This is a genomic window from Streptomyces sp. NBC_00996 (assembly GCF_045162675.1).
Lineage (GTDB): Bacteria > Actinomycetota > Actinomycetes > Streptomycetales > Streptomycetaceae > Streptomyces.
The window spans coordinates 895003-909556 of the sequence record NZ_CP108723.1; the positions used below are offsets into that span (position 1 = coordinate 895003).

The 14554-nt window shown below is 71.3% G+C and carries 16 protein-coding genes and 1 pseudogene; 9 read left to right on the plus strand and 8 right to left on the minus strand.

Annotation, left to right across the window (positions count from 1 at the left end):
- Positions 1-70: 70 nt before the first annotated feature.
- Both OG390_RS04555 and OG390_RS04560 read left to right on the plus strand, forming a co-directional pair.
- Positions 71-1015, plus strand: coding sequence for an aminoglycoside phosphotransferase family protein (locus OG390_RS04555; RefSeq protein WP_406165126.1), 945 nt, complete (start codon positions 71-73; stop codon positions 1013-1015).
- A gap of 52 nt (positions 1016-1067) precedes the next feature.
- Positions 1068-1412 (plus strand): hypothetical protein, encoded by a 345-nt coding sequence (locus tag OG390_RS04560; protein WP_406165127.1) that lies wholly within the window; start codon positions 1068-1070, stop codon positions 1410-1412.
- A gap of 6 nt (positions 1413-1418) precedes the next feature.
- On the opposite strand, the gene OG390_RS04565 is transcribed toward OG390_RS04560, so the two are convergent.
- Complete coding sequence (locus OG390_RS04565; RefSeq protein ID WP_406165129.1) at positions 1419-2261, minus strand: helix-turn-helix transcriptional regulator; 843 nt, start codon at positions 2259-2261, stop codon at positions 1419-1421.
- Positions 2262-2362: 101 nt separating this feature from the next.
- Between OG390_RS04565 and OG390_RS04570 the strand changes: the two genes are divergently transcribed.
- Together OG390_RS04570 and OG390_RS04575 are read left to right on the plus strand one after the other, a co-directional pair.
- On the plus strand, positions 2363-3070 hold the full coding sequence (locus OG390_RS04570; RefSeq protein ID WP_406165131.1) for an SDR family oxidoreductase: 708 nt from the start codon (positions 2363-2365) through the stop codon (positions 3068-3070).
- A gap of 58 nt (positions 3071-3128) precedes the next feature.
- Positions 3129-3755 carry an alpha-ketoglutarate-dependent dioxygenase AlkB gene (locus OG390_RS04575; RefSeq protein ID WP_406165133.1) on the plus strand — a complete coding sequence of 209 codons (627 nt, stop codon included), beginning with the start codon at positions 3129-3131 and terminating at the stop codon, positions 3753-3755.
- 45 nt (positions 3756-3800) lie between these two features.
- Here the strand turns inward: OG390_RS04575 and OG390_RS04580 are convergent, their stop codons facing one another.
- The 3 genes and pseudogenes from OG390_RS04580 to OG390_RS04590 all read right to left on the minus strand — a co-directional run.
- Complete coding sequence (locus tag OG390_RS04580; RefSeq protein ID WP_406165135.1) at positions 3801-4400, minus strand: TetR family transcriptional regulator; 600 nt, start codon at positions 4398-4400, stop codon at positions 3801-3803.
- Complete coding sequence (locus OG390_RS04585; RefSeq protein WP_406165137.1) at positions 4397-5842, minus strand: MFS transporter; 1446 nt, start codon at positions 5840-5842, stop codon at positions 4397-4399. Before OG390_RS04585 ends, OG390_RS04580 begins: the two co-directional genes overlap by 4 nt.
- 41 nt (positions 5843-5883) lie before the next feature.
- Positions 5884-6263, minus strand: a pseudogene (locus tag OG390_RS04590) (hypothetical protein); the annotation flags it as partial.
- A 297-nt stretch (positions 6264-6560) separates the two neighbouring features.
- On the opposite strand from OG390_RS04590, the gene OG390_RS04595 reads away from it, so the two are divergent.
- The 3 genes from OG390_RS04595 (at position 6561) to OG390_RS04605 (ending at position 8536) form a co-directional block, all read left to right on the plus strand.
- Entirely contained in the window at positions 6561-6947 is a 387-nt protein-coding gene (locus OG390_RS04595; protein WP_406165139.1) for a tyrosinase family oxidase copper chaperone, read from the plus strand.
- Between the two features lie 33 nt (positions 6948-6980).
- A complete protein-coding gene (locus tag OG390_RS04600) occupies positions 6981-7805 on the plus strand; it encodes a tyrosinase family protein (protein ID WP_406165141.1) in 825 nt (274 codons plus the stop codon).
- A gap of 101 nt (positions 7806-7906) precedes the next feature.
- Positions 7907-8536 (plus strand): hypothetical protein, encoded by a 630-nt coding sequence (locus OG390_RS04605; protein WP_406165143.1) that lies wholly within the window; start codon positions 7907-7909, stop codon positions 8534-8536.
- 12 nt (positions 8537-8548) lie between these two features.
- Here OG390_RS04605 and OG390_RS04610 read toward each other — a convergent pair whose 3' ends face one another.
- From OG390_RS04610 to OG390_RS04620, 3 genes are all read right to left on the minus strand, one after another.
- Positions 8549-9250, minus strand: coding sequence for a ribonuclease H (locus OG390_RS04610; protein ID WP_406165145.1), 702 nt, complete (start codon positions 9248-9250; stop codon positions 8549-8551).
- Positions 9251-9304: 54 nt separating this feature from the next.
- On the minus strand, positions 9305-10303 hold the full coding sequence (locus OG390_RS04615) for an ArsR/SmtB family transcription factor (protein WP_406165147.1): 999 nt from the start codon (positions 10301-10303) through the stop codon (positions 9305-9307).
- A 111-nt stretch (positions 10304-10414) separates the two neighbouring features.
- The gene (locus OG390_RS04620; protein ID WP_406165149.1) at positions 10415-11212 is read right to left on the minus strand and encodes a VOC family protein; all 798 of its coding nucleotides are present in this window, start codon (positions 11210-11212) and stop codon (positions 10415-10417) included.
- Positions 11213-11577: 365 nt separating this feature from the next.
- On the opposite strand from OG390_RS04620, the gene OG390_RS04625 reads away from it, so the two are divergent.
- Positions 11578-12594, plus strand: a complete 1017-nt coding sequence (locus tag OG390_RS04625) for a zinc-binding alcohol dehydrogenase family protein (protein ID WP_406177498.1) — start codon at positions 11578-11580, stop codon at positions 12592-12594.
- A gap of 62 nt (positions 12595-12656) precedes the next feature.
- Positions 12657-13883, plus strand: coding sequence for a PP2C family protein-serine/threonine phosphatase (locus OG390_RS04630; protein WP_406165151.1), 1227 nt, complete (start codon positions 12657-12659; stop codon positions 13881-13883).
- A gap of 6 nt (positions 13884-13889) precedes the next feature.
- Here OG390_RS04630 and OG390_RS04635 read toward each other — a convergent pair whose 3' ends face one another.
- Positions 13890-14291 carry an STAS domain-containing protein gene (locus OG390_RS04635; RefSeq protein ID WP_406165153.1) on the minus strand — a complete coding sequence of 134 codons (402 nt, stop codon included), beginning with the start codon at positions 14289-14291 and terminating at the stop codon, positions 13890-13892.
- Between the last annotated feature and the right edge of the window lie 263 nt (positions 14292-14554).

Genomic DNA, 14554 nt, shown 5'->3' on the forward strand with positions numbered 1-14554 from the left:
GCGGTGCGCGGAAGCCCGAACGAGGCTCAGGATGGCGCAAGTTGACCTCTCCCACAGGAAGCAGGCGCCCATGCCGTCAGGTCCCATGCACGCCCATGAGATGCGGATCGACGACGCGCTCGTACGACGGCTGCTGGCCGGGCAGTTCCCCAACTGGGCCGACCTGCCGCTGAAGCGTGTCGAGTCGGCCGGAACCGTCAACGCCGTCTACCGACTCGGCGCCGACCTGGCCGTACGCCTCCCCCGCATCCCGGAGGGCGCCGGCGACGTGGACAAGGAGTGGGAATGGCTGCCGCGGCTCGCGCCTCTGCTGCCGTTCCCCGTTCCCGAGATCCTCGCCGTCGGTGCACCCGGGGAGGGGTATCCGTGGCGCTGGGCCGTGCTTCGCTGGCTCGACGGCGAGCTCCCCGTCCCCGGGCGCCTCACGGACGCGAGTGCGCTGGCCACCGACCTCGGCGGGTTCGTCCGCGCGCTGTGGCAGGTCGACCTGCCCGGCGGCCCGCCCGCCTACCGGGGCGGGCCGCTGACGACCGTGGACGACGCCACGCGCTCCGCCATCGACGAACTCCACGGCACGATCGACACGTCGGCCGCGACGGCGGCCTGGGAGGCGGCGCTGAGCGCGCCGCTGTGGACCGGCCCGCCCACGTGGGTCCACTCGGATCTGATGCCCATGAACCTCCTCACCCGCCAGGGCCGTCTCACCGCCGTCCTCGACTTCGCCACCCTCGGCACCGGCGACCCCGCGTGCGACCTGATCGCCGCCTGGAATCTCCTCCCCGCCGAGGCGAGGCCCGCCTTCCGGCACGCGGTGGGCACGGACGACGCCACATGGGCCCGCGGGCGCGGTTGGGCCCTGTCCATGGCCCTGCTCCAACTTCCCTACTACCGCACGACGAATCCCGTGATCGCGGCCAACGCCGAGCATGTGATCCGCGAGGTCCTGGGCGAGCTCGAACAGGTCGTGTCCGCGAAGTCGGTCGGTCGTTGGTCGGTTCGTCGCACGTCGCCATGAGCCGACGTCTCCCCGGCTGAGTCGAGGAAAGGATGGAAGGTGCGTCTGCCCCGTGAATGACCATGCCATCTTCCGAGAGCTCACCGAGGAGGGCTTGGACGACTGGGTCCCCGTGGACCGGCTCCTCGGTCTGGCCGAGGATGTCGCGCAGGCCCGGGGCGCGGACTTCCGTGACGTCGCGGCCGAGCTGCTCCGGCGGCTCCTCGACAGCGGGCTCATGGCCGTCGGTGATCTCGGCGACAGCGGATTCGAGGCCTGGCCGGATAGCGGCGACGAACTCCTGGCCAAGGCGGTCAGGGTGCTCGACGGTTTCGACTGGGACCCACGGCTCGGCGCGTACTGGCTGGCCAACACACCGAAGGGCGACGCCGCGGCCTCGGGGCGGCAGGAGTCCTAGGACGTCCTAGGACTCCGCGAGGGCCTGAGTGCCGAGCATTCCGAGCAGCTCAAGGCGTTCCGCGTCCCCCGTGTCGGGCTCGGCGGTGTAGATCATGATGCGCAGGTCGCTGCCGGCGACGCTGAGCACATCGCAGTCGAGCGTCAAAGGGCCCGCCTGCGGGTGGTGAACGGTCTTGCGAGACGCCTCGTGCCGGCCCACCAGTCCGGAATCCCACAGCTCGGCGAACCGGTCGCTGTTCGCCCGCAGTTCCGCGATCAGGCGCCGCAATCGCTGGTCCGCCGGATACCGGCTCGCGGTCGCACGCAGGTCGGCGACGAGCGCTGCCTCGAACGCGCGCTGGGCCTCGGGAGAGCGATGGACGCGGCTGCCGGGGCCGACGAAATTGCGCCACACCCCGTTGCGCTCGTTGCCGCGCCAGCTGGAGGGATCGTCCATCAGGGCCGCGTACAGCGGGTTGACCAGCAGCAGCGTCCAGGCCGCGTCGTAGACCGCGACGGGCGTCCCGGCCAGCCGGTCCAGCAGCCGTTGCACGCTCGGCGTGATGTGGGCGGGCACCGAGTCCCGTCCCGGCGGGACGAGCCCGGCGACATGGAAGAGATGTTCCCGCTCGGCCGCCGACAGCCGCAGAGCGCGACCCAGCGCCTCGACGACCTGCTCCGACGGGTTGGTAGCCCGGCCCTGTTCGAGGCGGGTGATGTAGTCGACCGAGATCCCGGCCAGCAGGGCCAGCTCCTCGCGGCGCAGCCCGGCCGCACGCCGGTGGCCGCCCGCGGCCAACCCGGCCGCTTGCGGTGAGACCCGGTCGCGCCACCGCCGTACCGTCTGCCCGAACTCCGTGCTCGCCATGCCACCACTGTGCACCGCCCGGCGCGGACATGCCTGGTACTGACAGTCCCAGGAAGACGGGACTCCTGGCTGACCCCGCGATCGGCGCGGAACCTGGAGCCATGACTACGACACTGATCACCGGAGCGAACAAGGGTCTCGGATTCGAGACCGCACGCCGACTCATCGCGGCGGGTCACACCGTCCACCTGGGCAGCCGGGACCCGGAGCGCGGGCGCCGGGCCGCCGAACAGCTGGGGGCGCGGCTGGTCGTCCTCGACGTCACCGACGACGCGTCCGTCGCCGCCGCGGCGAAGACCGTCGAGGCCGACGGCGGCCTCGATGTACTCATCAACAACGCCGGCGTCGAACAGCGCGGTGCGGGGAACACCGTGATCGGCGCGGCGGACGTGACCGCCGAGATGATGCGGGAGCTGTTCGAGACGAACGTCTTCGGCGTCGTCCGCGTCACCCACGCGTTCCTGCCACTGCTGCAGCGGTCGACCGCTCCGGTCGTGGTGAACGTGAGCAGCGGCCTGGGCTCGATGGCCGGTGTCACCGACCCCGCCACCCCGGCGTACGCCTACCCGGGCGTCGCCTATCCGGCGTCGAAGACCACGGTCAACATGATCACCGTGCAGTACGCGAAGGCGTTCCCGGCGATACGGATCAACGCGGTCGAGCCGGGCTACACCGCGACCGACCTGAACGGCCGCACGGGTACCCAGACCGTCGAGGAGGGCGCCGAGATCATCGTCCGGATGGCGCAGATCGGCCCGGACGGGCCCACGGGAGGCTACTTCGACGCCGACGGGCCGCTCCCCTGGTGAGCGAGGCGGCCACCACGTCAATTGAACATATATTCGATTATGGAGGTACGCTGGTCGTATGGCCATGCACCTCCAGGGTTCGCTCTTCGACCAGACCGACGAGCTCCGGCTCGGTCCGCTGAACGCGATGCGCCGCACGGTGCTGGGTGACGGGGCCTGGATCGACCTGTTGCCCGGGTGGCTCGGTGGGGCCGACGCGCTCTTCGCCCGACTCGCCGCCGAGGTGCCGTGGCGGGTGGAGCGGCGGCAGATGTACGAACACACGGTGGACGTACCGCGGCTGCTCGCCTACTACCACGCCGGTGATCCGCTGCCGCACCCGATCCTGGACGAGGCACGGGACGCGCTGTCCGCGCACTACGCCGCCGAGCTCGGCGAACCGTTCACCACGGCAGGGCTCTGCTACTACCGGGACGGCCGGGACAGCGTGGCCTGGCACGGGGACCGGATCGGCCGGGGCGCGCGCGAGGACACCATGGTCGCCATCCTGTCGGTCGGCGCCCCGCGCGATCTGCTGCTGCGTCCGCGCCGGGGCGGCGACACCGTGCGGCGCCCCCTCGGGCACGGCGACCTGATCGTGATGGGCGGCTCCTGCCAGCGCACCTGGGAGCACGCCATCCCCAAATCGGCGCGGGCGTCGGGACCGCGGATCAGCATTCAGTTCCGGCCGCACGGGGTGAACTGAGTCGGGACCGGCGTTCGGGAATCCGTCAGTCGCGTTCTCCTCGGCTCACGGCGTGAGCTGGGCCTGCACTGTCGGGCCGTACCGGTCGACGATGTCATCGATCGCGGTGGCGCGCAGGCGGGTGCCGCGGGCGATGCCGTACATCACGCCGAGGCCGAGCAGCGTGCCGACGGCGAGTTCGGCACGCAGGCCGGCGTCGGGTCCGCCGAGGCGCTCGGCGAGGCGGTCGCTGACCTGGGTGCGGAAGTTGGTCCGCAGGATGTCACCCTGCTCGCCCTGGATCGGGGCGAAGACGATCCGCAGGATGGGATCGGCGCCACGCTGGGTCTGGCCCTCCAGCAGATGGCGGACCATATGGCGGCCGAGATCCTCCAGGGGCGCGGCCAGCAGGGCTTCGGCATCGGACTCGAAGGACATGACCCGCGCGAACAGCGCGTCCTTGTTGCCGAAGTACTTCAGGATCAGCGGCGCGCTCACCCCCGCCCGGTCGGCGACCGCTTTGAGCGTGATGTCCGCGTGGGCGTGCCGGGCCAGCAGATGGCGGGCCGCGCGCAGGATGGCGGCCTTCGTCGCCTCGGCGTCACGGCGCGGCGGGGCGGCAGGCGGTGCCGTGAGACCTGGGCGCGGGCTGGTCACGGTGCTCATGCTCCTTCGAGGGCCTCGTCGCGGGGCGCTCCGGTGCGGCCGCTGGTCCGTCGGGTGTCGCGCGAGGCGGGGTCGGCGGGTATCGAGAGGGCGGCGGCGCAGGCCACCACTGCGACCGTACCCGCCATGGCGAAGGCCAGCAGATAACCGTGCAGCGTGGGCAGCGGGGCACCGCCGACGAGGCTCGTGTGGTGGACCAGGACGGCGGCCACGGCGGCGCTGCACACGGCCTGCCCGATGGTGCGCATCAGGACGTTGACACCGTTGGCGGACGCGGTCTGTCCGGCGGGCACGGCGCGCAGGATCAGGGTGGGCAGGGCGGAGTAGGCGAGCGTCGTGCCGATCGCGCAGACCGTGGCCCCCAGGATGATCAGCCATAGGTCGCTGCTGTCCATGATGCGTATGACATAGCCGACGGCGATGATCGCGGTCCCGAGGGCCAGCGTCACCCGGGGGCCGCGGGCGGCCGAGATGCGCGCCGAGACGGGCGAGAGCAACAGCATCGTGACGCCGCCCGGCAGCAGACACAGGCCGGTCGCCACGATGGACAGCCCGAGCCCGTAGCCGGTCTCCTTCGGCGCCTGCACCAGCTGCGCCGTCACCAGGGAGTTCCCGTAGAAGGCGAAGCCCGTCAGGAGCGCGGCGATGTGCGGCAGGGCGACCCGTGGGCGGGCGGCCAGCTTCAGGTCGACCAGCGGCCGTTCGGTACGCCGCTGCTGTATCCACCACAGGGTCAGGATGAGGACGCAGGCCACGAACAGGCCCAGGATCCGGGCGCCGCCCCAGCCCCAGGTACCCCCCTGCGACACGCCCAGCAGCAGGCATATGAGCCCCGCCGCCAGGCCCACCGCGCCCACCGTGTCGAAGCGGCCCGGCTCGCGGACGGGCGACTCGCGCACCGCCCACCACGCCAGCGCGAGGCCGACGGCACCCAGCGCCGTCGTCGCCCAGAACATGACGTGCCAGTTCGCGTACTGGACGACCAGCGCGGCGAGCGGCAGGCCGAGGGCGGCGCCGATGCCCACGGTGGAGCTCATCAGCGCCACAGCGGAACCCGTGCGTTCCGGAGGCAGTTCGTCCCGCAGGATGCTGATCGACAGCGGTACGACTGCGGCCGCGGCACCCTGCAGGGCTCGCGCCGCGATGAGCACGCCGATGTCCGACGTGACGGCGCACAGGAGCGACCCCACGGTCATCAGCCCGAGCGCCATCAGCAGCACGCGCCGCTTGCCGTACATGTCTCCCGCGCGGCCCAGCACGGGCGTCAGCACCGCTCCGGACAGCAGCGTCGCCGTCACCATCCAGGAGACCGCGCTCGCCGAGGCGCCCGTCAGCCGCGGCAGGTCCGGCAGCAACGGCACCACGACGGTCTGCATGACGGCCATGAGGATCCCGCCGAATGCCAGGACAGGGACTGCCAGCCGATCGCGCAGGGCCGCCATTGATACTCCAGAAGTCGACGCGAAAATGAGTGAATGACAATTCACCATACCGGTGAATCTCTATTCACCCCAAGAGCGTTCGACTGGTCGCCGCGTGGCTGCCGGTGGGAGGGGGCCCGCACCGTGCGGGCCACCCGCGGGCCCCGCCGGCGCTTGAACCGGCGCCGCACCTCCATTTGTCCGGCAGCGCGGTCGATCCGGTAGTACAGCTTCGGCCCGACGTACGGAAGCAGCTGAGAGTGGCGCTGCCCGAGCAGGGCGAACATCTGCGCCGGTGGGAGGCGGATGCAGCGCGGGGGTTCTCGTACCACTGGGCGCTGCGATGGGCCGCGCACTGGACCGGCAGGAGCGCGGATCTGCGGGTCCGCTCGTCATGCGTGAGGGAGCACTCGAGTTCCGGGCGCTCGCGCAGCGCTCCGGCCGGCGAGCAGTCGGTTTCAACCCCGGGAGTTCACGTCACCTTGCGGGCGTGAGCCACACCACTCGCGACGGCTCACCTCGACAAGATCACCGACAGCGGGCCGCCCAACGGGAGGAATTTCACGTTCCGGTAGGTCGCGAGCACTCTTGACAGCAAGATCATCTTCGTTCAAGTTTGCACGACATTTACTTAATTGTCCGGATCGTAGCCAACCGACATTCGCCGATTTCTCCCGCTCTTTGACGACCCGCTAGGCATACCGAGTCGTCAACAGGACTGATCGCAGGAGGTCTTCGCATGCCGGAACTCACTCGTCGTCGTGCCCTCGGGGCCGCGGCCGCACTGGCCGCCGTGGCCGGTACCCAGGCCGCAACCGCACCCTCTGTGTCCGCCGCACCGGGGGTGTCGGCCGACGGACACCACCACGGCGGGCCGGAAACCTTCGACGAGGTCTACCGCGGCCGCCGCATAGTGGGCCGCGCCGTCAGCGGGGGCGGTCACCACCACGGCGCCGGCTACGCCGTGTTCGTCGACGACGTGGAGCTGCATGTGATGCAGAACGCCGACAGCAGCTGGATCAGTGTCGTCAGTCACTACGCCCCCGTGGCCACCCCGCGCGCCGCCGCCCGCGCCGCGGTCGTGGAGCTGCAGGGGGCACCGCTCGTCCCCTTCGACGCCAACTGACCCAACCCGCAAGCAGATCGTGGAGTCCCGCACATGACCGTACGCAAGAACCAGGCGAGCCTGACCTCCGACGAGAAGCGGCGTTTCGTCGACGCACTCGTGCAGCTCAAGCGAAGTGGCCGTTACGACGCCTTCGTCACGACGCACAACGCCTTCATCATGGGTGACACCGACAACGGCGAGCGCACGGGCCACCGTTCACCGTCGTTCCTGCCCTGGCACCGCCGCCTCCTCATCGAGTTCGAGCAGGCACTGCAGTCCGTCGACTCCTCCGTCGCGCTGCCGTACTGGGACTGGAGCGCCGACCGCTCGACGCGTTCGTCCCTGTGGGCGCCCGACTTCCTCGGCGGCACGGGGCGCAGCCTGGACGGCCGGGTGATGGACGGCCCGTTCGCGGCCTCGTCGGGCAACTGGCCGATCACTGTGCGCGTCGACAGCCGTACGTACCTGCGCAGATCGCTCGGCAGCGGCGCCCGGGAGCTGCCGACCCGCGCCGAGGTGGAGTCCGTGCTCGCCATGGCCACCTACGACATGGCGCCGTGGAACAGCGCCTCGGACGGCTTCCGCAATCACCTCGAAGGCTGGCGTGGCGTCAATCTGCACAACCGCGTCCATGTCTGGGTCGGCGGGCAGATGGCCACCGGCGTCTCCCCCAACGACCCCGTCTTCTGGCTCCACCACGCCTACATAGACAAGCTGTGGGCCGACTGGCAGCGCCGCCACCCCGACTCGGGCTATCTGCCGACGGCCGGCACCCCCGACGTCGTCGACCTCGGCGAGACGATGAAGCCCTGGAACGACGTACGGCCGGCGGATCTGCTGGATCACAGCGCGCACTACACGTTCGACACCGACTGATCAGGGCCGGTTCCCGCCCCGGGGGCTCCCCGCACGAGGGGCCCCCGGAACCCGCGGAAATGGAGCCGCGCTCATCGGCGCCGATCGGCAGAATGACAGGCGTGCTGATCATGGAGCCTGTACTGGAGACCTACGAAGCCGCCGACTTCGCGCTGTGGACCACCGCCGGCCCGCCCGCGGACCCGTTGCTCGTCCTCTCCGGCGACCTGTCGCCGCTCGAGGTCGGTACCGCGATGGCGGTCCTGGCCGGCTACAACAAGACGCAGCGCAAGCGTCATGACCCGGGACCCGCGGACGGCCTCGCGATGCTGCGCCGTCTGGTGTCCGTCGAATCCGTCGTCGCTCCGGGCGGTCTGCGGCTCCGGGACCCCGCCACCGGAGTCACCATGCCGCCGGGGTGCTGCTTCGGTCTGGAGAACTGGCGGGACTGGCAGATTCTGCTGAACGGCGAAACGCCCTGGCTCGGCCACGACCCGACGCCCGGCGTCGAGCACTCCGGACCGCTCGTCCGCCTCTGGCCGGACGAGCAACGCCCGGCCGGCCGGCCGATCGAACTGGCCTTGAGTGAACTTTCGGTACTGCTCGAATCCGCGCGGAGCGCGCTCGCCGGGTTCTTGGGCCTCGTCGAGGAGTGGACGCTCCGGGACTTCCCCGCCGCGCTCGCCGCTCAGGTCGTGGCGAAGCTCGACGAGGACCTGGCCATGAGCGCCTGCCTGCGCGAAGTCTCCTGACGCGGCGAGCGCCTACGCGTTGCTCGTGTCGGCGGTACGGCACTCCGGGTGCCCCCACCCCTGGCCGTTCTTGGCGATGGGCTCGCCCGCGGCGTAGGAGCGGCCGCAGACGCAGCGGCCGGGGAACTTGGCCTTGATCGTGCGGCTCGACGTGCTCGGCCGCGCCGCGCTCTTCGTGGAGCTGCGGCGGCGCGCGGGCGCCGGGGTGTCGGGCGACGGCGGCGGCTCCGGGGACCCGAGGTCGCTGCCCGCGGGCTGCTGGACGGTGGCCGCCTGGCTCGCGGCGCGGTCGGCGAAGTCGTTGAGGCGGTCGCCGTCGACCTGGTGCGCGGGGACGTAGCGGAACTCCACGGTGCGGCCGTCGAGGAGCTCGTCGATGCGGGCGACCAGTTCCTGGTTGGCGACGGGCTTTCCGGCGGCAGTCTTCCAGCCCTTGCGCTTCCAGCCGGGCAGCCAGGTCGTGACGGCCTTCATCGCGTACTGGGAGTCCATCCGGATCTCCAGCGGCACGTCCGGGGCGATCGCCGTCAACAGACGTTCCAGCGCGGTGAGTTCGGCGACGTTGTTGGTCGCCGTGCCCAGCGGGCCGGCCTCCCAGCGGGTGGGAGTCTCCTCCCCGTCGGCGACGACCCAGGCCCATCCGGCGGGTCCCGGGTTTCCCTTCGAAGCCCCGTCACAGGCGGCCACAACGCGTTCAGGCATGGCCCCGATCATGCCACGCTCCGCCCAGGGACCGGCGCCGCGGGTTCACCGGCTCCCGCCGCGGGTTCACCGGGCGCCGGAGAGACTGCCCGCGCCAAGGAGCCGCAGGCCCAGCGGAGTGGCCATGTGCAGGACGTACTTGCCTTCGCGATGGCTGGTCACCAGTCCTCCGTCGCGCAGGACGCCGATCTGGTAGCTGACACTTGGCAGTGCGATCCCCAGCGCCAGGGCGATTTCGGAAGTGGTGCGGGCGGTGCGGCTCGCCACCTCCGTCAGGACGGCGGCTCTGGTGCGGCCCAGCAGACGTTCGAGGCCGTCGTCCGTGCCGTGCGCGACGGCAAGGGGAGCCTTCCGTACCGGGTAGACGAGCACCGGATCGAGGCCCGGGTCCGCCAGCGCGGTCGGCCGGCGCCAGCAGAAGAAGGACGGGACGAGGAGCAGGCCGCGGCCTTCCAGGTACAGGTCGCGCTCGGTGGGGTAGTCCACTTCGAGCACGGGAGGCCTCCAGCGGGCAAGTGGGCGCAGCCCGTCGAGGAGGGCCCCGGTGCCGCCGTCGAGGAGGGCACGGGAGCGCAGGTCGACATCGTTGCCGACGGCCGTTCGGATGTGCGGCCAGTACGGTTCCAGCAGGGCGCGGAAGTAGATCCCGAGGGCCCCCGCCAGGGACTTGAGCGCGTCGCTGCCGGGTCGGCCCAGCGAGGTCGTCCAGTTCGGCACGGGGCGCGACTCGGCCAGCCGCGTCAGCTCCCGGACCAGCCGTGTGCGGGGAGTGCGCTGCAACTGGTCGAGGCCGGCCGACAGGCCGCCGCCCGTCACGGGCGGGGTGAGGAAGTCCGGGATGTAGCCGGCCGCGGGGATCAGGGTCCGCAGCGGGCGCAGCGCGCGGCCCGCGACCGCGTCCTGGGCGAGCCGGTCGTGGGCCGCGCGCCGCCAGTGACCGAAATCGAGCGGTCCCTGCCCGGTTTCCAACCGGCAGACGCTGCAGATCAGTTCCCACAGCGGATCGGGTTGCCGGGCCACGCGAATGTTCTGCAGATCGTGCGAGGTGAAGTGAATGCGAAGCATGCGGTCTCTTTCGCTCGCCGTCCTTGTGGGGGATCCGGCCACCCGGGGGTACCGCGGCCACAAGAAGGGACGAGTACCGCATCAACGCGGTTGCCCTCGCGAGGGAATGCCTCAGGACACGTCGGTCATCTTCGGCATGTCTCCCTGGGTCGTCGTCATGTCGATGACGGAGAACGACGCGCCCTGCGGGTCGCTCAGTGCCGCGAACCGGCCGAACGGGCTGTCCATGGGCCCGAAGCGCAGGATGCCGCCGCGCTCCGTCGCCTTCGCCACCGCCGCGTCGCAGTTCTCGACGGTGAAGTACACGTTGATACAGGGCGGCACCTCGATCGGGAAGTCGTCCGTCATCTTCATGCGGCCCAGAACGGGTTCCTCGCCCAGGCTGAAGATCCGGAAGTCGACGGCATCGTCCTCGACCTGCTTGGCGCCGAGCGGGAAGACGGCGGGGAAGAACGCGTCGGACTTCTCGGGCTCACGGGTGAAGACCTCGGCCCAGGCGTACGCGCCGGGCACGGCCGTCGCCTCGAAGCCCTCGTGGGTGCCCGCCTGCCAGACGCCGAAGACGACGCCGCTGGGGTCACGGCCCAGCGCCATGGTGCCGAACTCGCCGACCTGCATCGGCTCCATCAGCACCTCACCGCCATAGTCCTTGATCTTCGTGGCGGCCGCGGCGGCGTCGGGCGAGGCGAAGTACAGGCACCAGGCGGAGTGGCCCTCCTGCCCGGTCATCGCCGGGACGACGGCGGCCACCGCCTTGCCGTTGGCGTACGCCTGTGTGTAGTTGCCGTACGCGGAGGACGATTCGCCGAAAGTCCAGCCCAGTACGTCACCGTAGAAACTCTTGGCCCCCTCGACATCGCTGAACATCGCGTCCGCCCAACAGGGCTTTCCCTCAGGCTGCACGGCCATGACGTCGACCTTCTCCGGTTCGATGAACGGTTGCGCGTTTCACGCCAGTGCCGCGTCAGCCAGGGTTTGCCCGTCAAGGAGCGGCGTCCGGTGCGTGCTCTGGGGGTCCCCCCGGCCGAAGGCTGGGGGAGTGCCGGCCGGAAGTCCTCGTACTGGATGTACTTGGGCTTTCGGCCGGTGCGGCGAGTGGGGGCACCTCCCACGCCCTTGAGGCAGTGGGGGAGCGTGCCGGGCGTCGCGACGGGGCGAACCTCGGCTGACGCGGCACTAGCCAGGCTTCGCCCGGATCGCGCGCCGAGCGGAGCGGCCTGCACGACACTGGAGAGCGAGCACAGGTGGTCGTCGACAGGACGGGGCACTGGATGATGCACGCGTGGGAAGTGACTCGGCCCGGGCCGATCGGCGGGGATCCACTGCGCTTCGTCGAGAAGCCCGTGCCGACGCCGGGGCCCGACGAGCTCCTCGTGCACGTCCGCGCCTGCGGGGTGTGCCGTACCGATCTCCATGTCGCCGAGGGCGACCTGCCCGTGCGCAGGCCGGGGGTGACGCCGGGGCACGAGGTCGTCGGCAGGGTCGCGGGGATCGGCGACGACGTGAGCGGCTTCGCCCTCAGTGACCGGGTGGGCGTCGCCTGGCTGCGCCGCACGGACGGCACGTGCCGGTACTGCGTGCGCGGCTCGGAGAATCTCTGCCCGGCGTCCGAGTACACCGGCTGGGACGCTGACGGCGGCTACGCGGAGTACACGACCGTCCCGGCCGCCTACGCGTACCGGCTGCCCGACGACGTGGACGACATCGCCCTGGCACCGCTGCTGTGCGCGGGCATCATCGGCTACCGCGCGCTGTTGCGGGCCTCGCTGCCGCCCGGCGGGCGGCTCGGGCTGTACGGCTTCGGCGGCAGCGCCCACCTGTGCGCGCAGCTCGCCATCGCGCAGGGCGCCACCGTGCACGTACTGACCCGCGACCCGGCCGCGCGGCGGCTGGCGCTCGACCTCGGCGCCGCGTCCGCCCGGGGGGCGTACGACGAGCCCCCCGAGCCGCTGGACAGCGCGATCCTGTTCGCGCCGGTCGGTGACCTGGTCCCGGTCGCGCTGCGGGCACTCGACCGGGGCGGGGTCCTGTCGGTCGCGGGGATCCACCTGAGCGACACCCCGCCGCTGCGCTACGAGCGCGAACTGTTCTACGAGAAGGAGCTGCGCAGCGTCACCTCCAACACGCGTGAGGACGGCCGGACCTTCCTGGCGCTCGCGGCCCGGCACGGCGTACGGGCGACAACGCACCCCTACCCGCTGTCCGAGGCGCAGCAAGCCCTCAAGGATCTCGAGGCGGGCCGTTTCGACGGGGCGGCCGTACTGGTGAACGACCTTCCGCCGCGACACTGAGCATGCGGGTCCGCCGCTCGCGTGCGTGGATGGATCCAGGCGTGTGCGGCGGTGGAGGTGCCATGGCAGGCCGAGGCGGTGAGAACTCCGAGGGCATGGGGGCGCCGTTCGGCGCGATGGACGACGCCGTCGAGTCGATCGGCTCCACGCTCGACGAGCGGACCACGTGCATCGAACTCGCCGCATTCGTGTGCCGGCACTTCTGCGACGCCGCGGCGGTGGATCTGCTGCCCGCGGACGTCCCGGCCGCCCAGCAGTCGCGCGACCCGGAACTATCCCGTGTCGCCATGGCGGGCAGCAGCGATCTGCTGGCCCCGTGGCCCCCGCACGGCGCGCGGCCGCTGTCCGTGCGGGCGCTGGACGAGGGGCATCCGATCACCGCCTCGATCGATCTGTCCGGCCTGGTCCCGCGGCAGGTCATGACCGTGCCGCTGCTCGCGCACGGGCGCCTGTACGGGGTGCTGCTGGCCATCCGGCAGGGGCTGGCGTTCACCGACGCGGAGACCACCGGCACGCACTACGCGACACGTCTCGCCGCCGTCCATCTCGGCCATTCACGCCAGCACAACGCCGTGCGCAGTACGGTGCTCAGCCTCCAGCGGGCGCTGCTGGCCGAACCGGGCCGACCGCATCCGAACATCGATCTGGCCACCCGCTATCTGCCGGCCGGGGGCGGCACCCTGGTGGGCGGGGACTGGTTCGAGACCGTACGGCTGCACTTCGGGCGCACCCTGCTGGTCGTGGGCGACGTCATGGGACACGGTCTGGACGCGGCGGTGGACATGAACGCGTACCGCTCGATGCTGCGCTATGTCGCCTCCACGGATCTGCCGCCGCACCGGGTGCTGCGCCGCCTGGACGCCGCGGTCGCCGAGGACGGCACCCGGCGTCCGGCCACCTGTCTGCTGGTCCAGGTCGACCCGGCCCGCGGTGCGGCGGCGATCGCCTCGGCCGGGCACCTGCCCCCGGTGGTCTTCGCCGGGGGCGGGAGCGGTGAACTGCTGGAGCCGCTGGTCGGTCCCCCGCTGGGCACCGGGATCGGCGGCTACGAGCTGGCCACCCGCGCGCTCGCGCCCGACGACACCCTGCTGATGTTCACCGACGGTCTGGTGGAGCGCCGTGGCGAGGACATCGACGAGTCACTCGCCCGGCTGGCCGAGCTGCGCCTGCCGCCGGGGGCGGCCGTCGAAGCACAGCTCGACGAAGTCCTCCTCAAGCTCGACGCCCATCACGCGGAGGACGATGTGGCGGTGATGGCCGCTCGCATCCGCCGTCGACATCCGACGTGACACCGGTCAGCAGGCGCTCCGCCGGCTCCGCCCGGCGAGGACTTCGCCCAGTGTCGCCGCGGGTCTGAGCACGTCCCACGTACCGTGCACGCGAAGCAACCGGTGGACGCGGCGCGGACAGAGCAGACCGAAGTCCATGTCGCCGCGCGTGACCCGCTCACGGAAGCGCAGCACCATGCCCAGGCCGGTGCTGTCGATGAAGGTCGTGGGGCGCAGGTCCGCGATGTACAGCCGGGCGGGCAGCGCCGCGACCGAGTTCAGCCACGGGTGCACGTGGCCGACAGCGGCCAGGTCGATGTCGCCGCGCAGCTCGACGAGCGGCAGACCGACTCCCGCGTAGAGGTGGGCGTGGTCGCTGGGCAGTGGCCAGGCAACGGCGTCGATCCGCTCCAGGGCGTGCTCGTTCAACCTGTCCGTTTCCGTTCTGTGGGCGACGCGCGGGCACGTCTCGTGCCGTACCCGGCCTGGTCACGGTGGCACCCGGAGGTGACTGCCCGCGCGTCCCGGCACGGGTTCGTGCGACGGTGCTCCATCCCCGCACCGCACGAGCCCGCGCCGGAACTCCCCCCGGGCGGCTCCCCCTTGAACCGTGGGCAGTTTCTGTTCTACCTTCGCCACATGGTCGGGGCATCAACGCCCGCTCACCAGCGAAACAACGTGGGAGCGGCGGC

What these genes read in the sequence shown, in the direction of transcription:
- OG390_RS04595 (WP_406165139.1), top strand. Translation starts at nt 6,561, where the DNA reads ATGCCGGAACTCACTCGTCGTCGTGCCCTCGGGGCCGCGGCCGCACTG.
- OG390_RS04625 (WP_406177498.1), top strand. Translation starts at nt 11,578, where the DNA reads ATGCACGCGTGGGAAGTGACTCGGCCCGGGCCGATCGGCGGGGATCCA.
- OG390_RS04580 (WP_406165135.1), bottom strand. Translation starts at nt 4,400, where the DNA reads ATGAGCACCGTGACCAGCCCGCGCCCAGGTCTCACGGCACCGCCTGCC.
- OG390_RS04630 (WP_406165151.1), top strand. Translation starts at nt 12,657, where the DNA reads ATGGCAGGCCGAGGCGGTGAGAACTCCGAGGGCATGGGGGCGCCGTTC.
- OG390_RS04575 (WP_406165133.1), top strand. Translation starts at nt 3,129, where the DNA reads ATGGCCATGCACCTCCAGGGTTCGCTCTTCGACCAGACCGACGAGCTC.
- OG390_RS04610 (WP_406165145.1), bottom strand. Translation starts at nt 9,250, where the DNA reads ATGATCGGGGCCATGCCTGAACGCGTTGTGGCCGCCTGTGACGGGGCT.
- OG390_RS04620 (WP_406165149.1), bottom strand. Translation starts at nt 11,212, where the DNA reads ATGGCCGTGCAGCCTGAGGGAAAGCCCTGTTGGGCGGACGCGATGTTC.
- OG390_RS04600 (WP_406165141.1), top strand. Translation starts at nt 6,981, where the DNA reads ATGACCGTACGCAAGAACCAGGCGAGCCTGACCTCCGACGAGAAGCGG.
- OG390_RS04565 (WP_406165129.1), bottom strand. Translation starts at nt 2,261, where the DNA reads ATGGCGAGCACGGAGTTCGGGCAGACGGTACGGCGGTGGCGCGACCGG.
- OG390_RS04615 (WP_406165147.1), bottom strand. Translation starts at nt 10,303, where the DNA reads ATGCTTCGCATTCACTTCACCTCGCACGATCTGCAGAACATTCGCGTG.
- OG390_RS04570 (WP_406165131.1), top strand. Translation starts at nt 2,363, where the DNA reads ATGACTACGACACTGATCACCGGAGCGAACAAGGGTCTCGGATTCGAG.
- OG390_RS04585 (WP_406165137.1), bottom strand. Translation starts at nt 5,842, where the DNA reads ATGGCGGCCCTGCGCGATCGGCTGGCAGTCCCTGTCCTGGCATTCGGC.
- OG390_RS04555 (WP_406165126.1), top strand. Translation starts at nt 71, where the DNA reads ATGCCGTCAGGTCCCATGCACGCCCATGAGATGCGGATCGACGACGCG.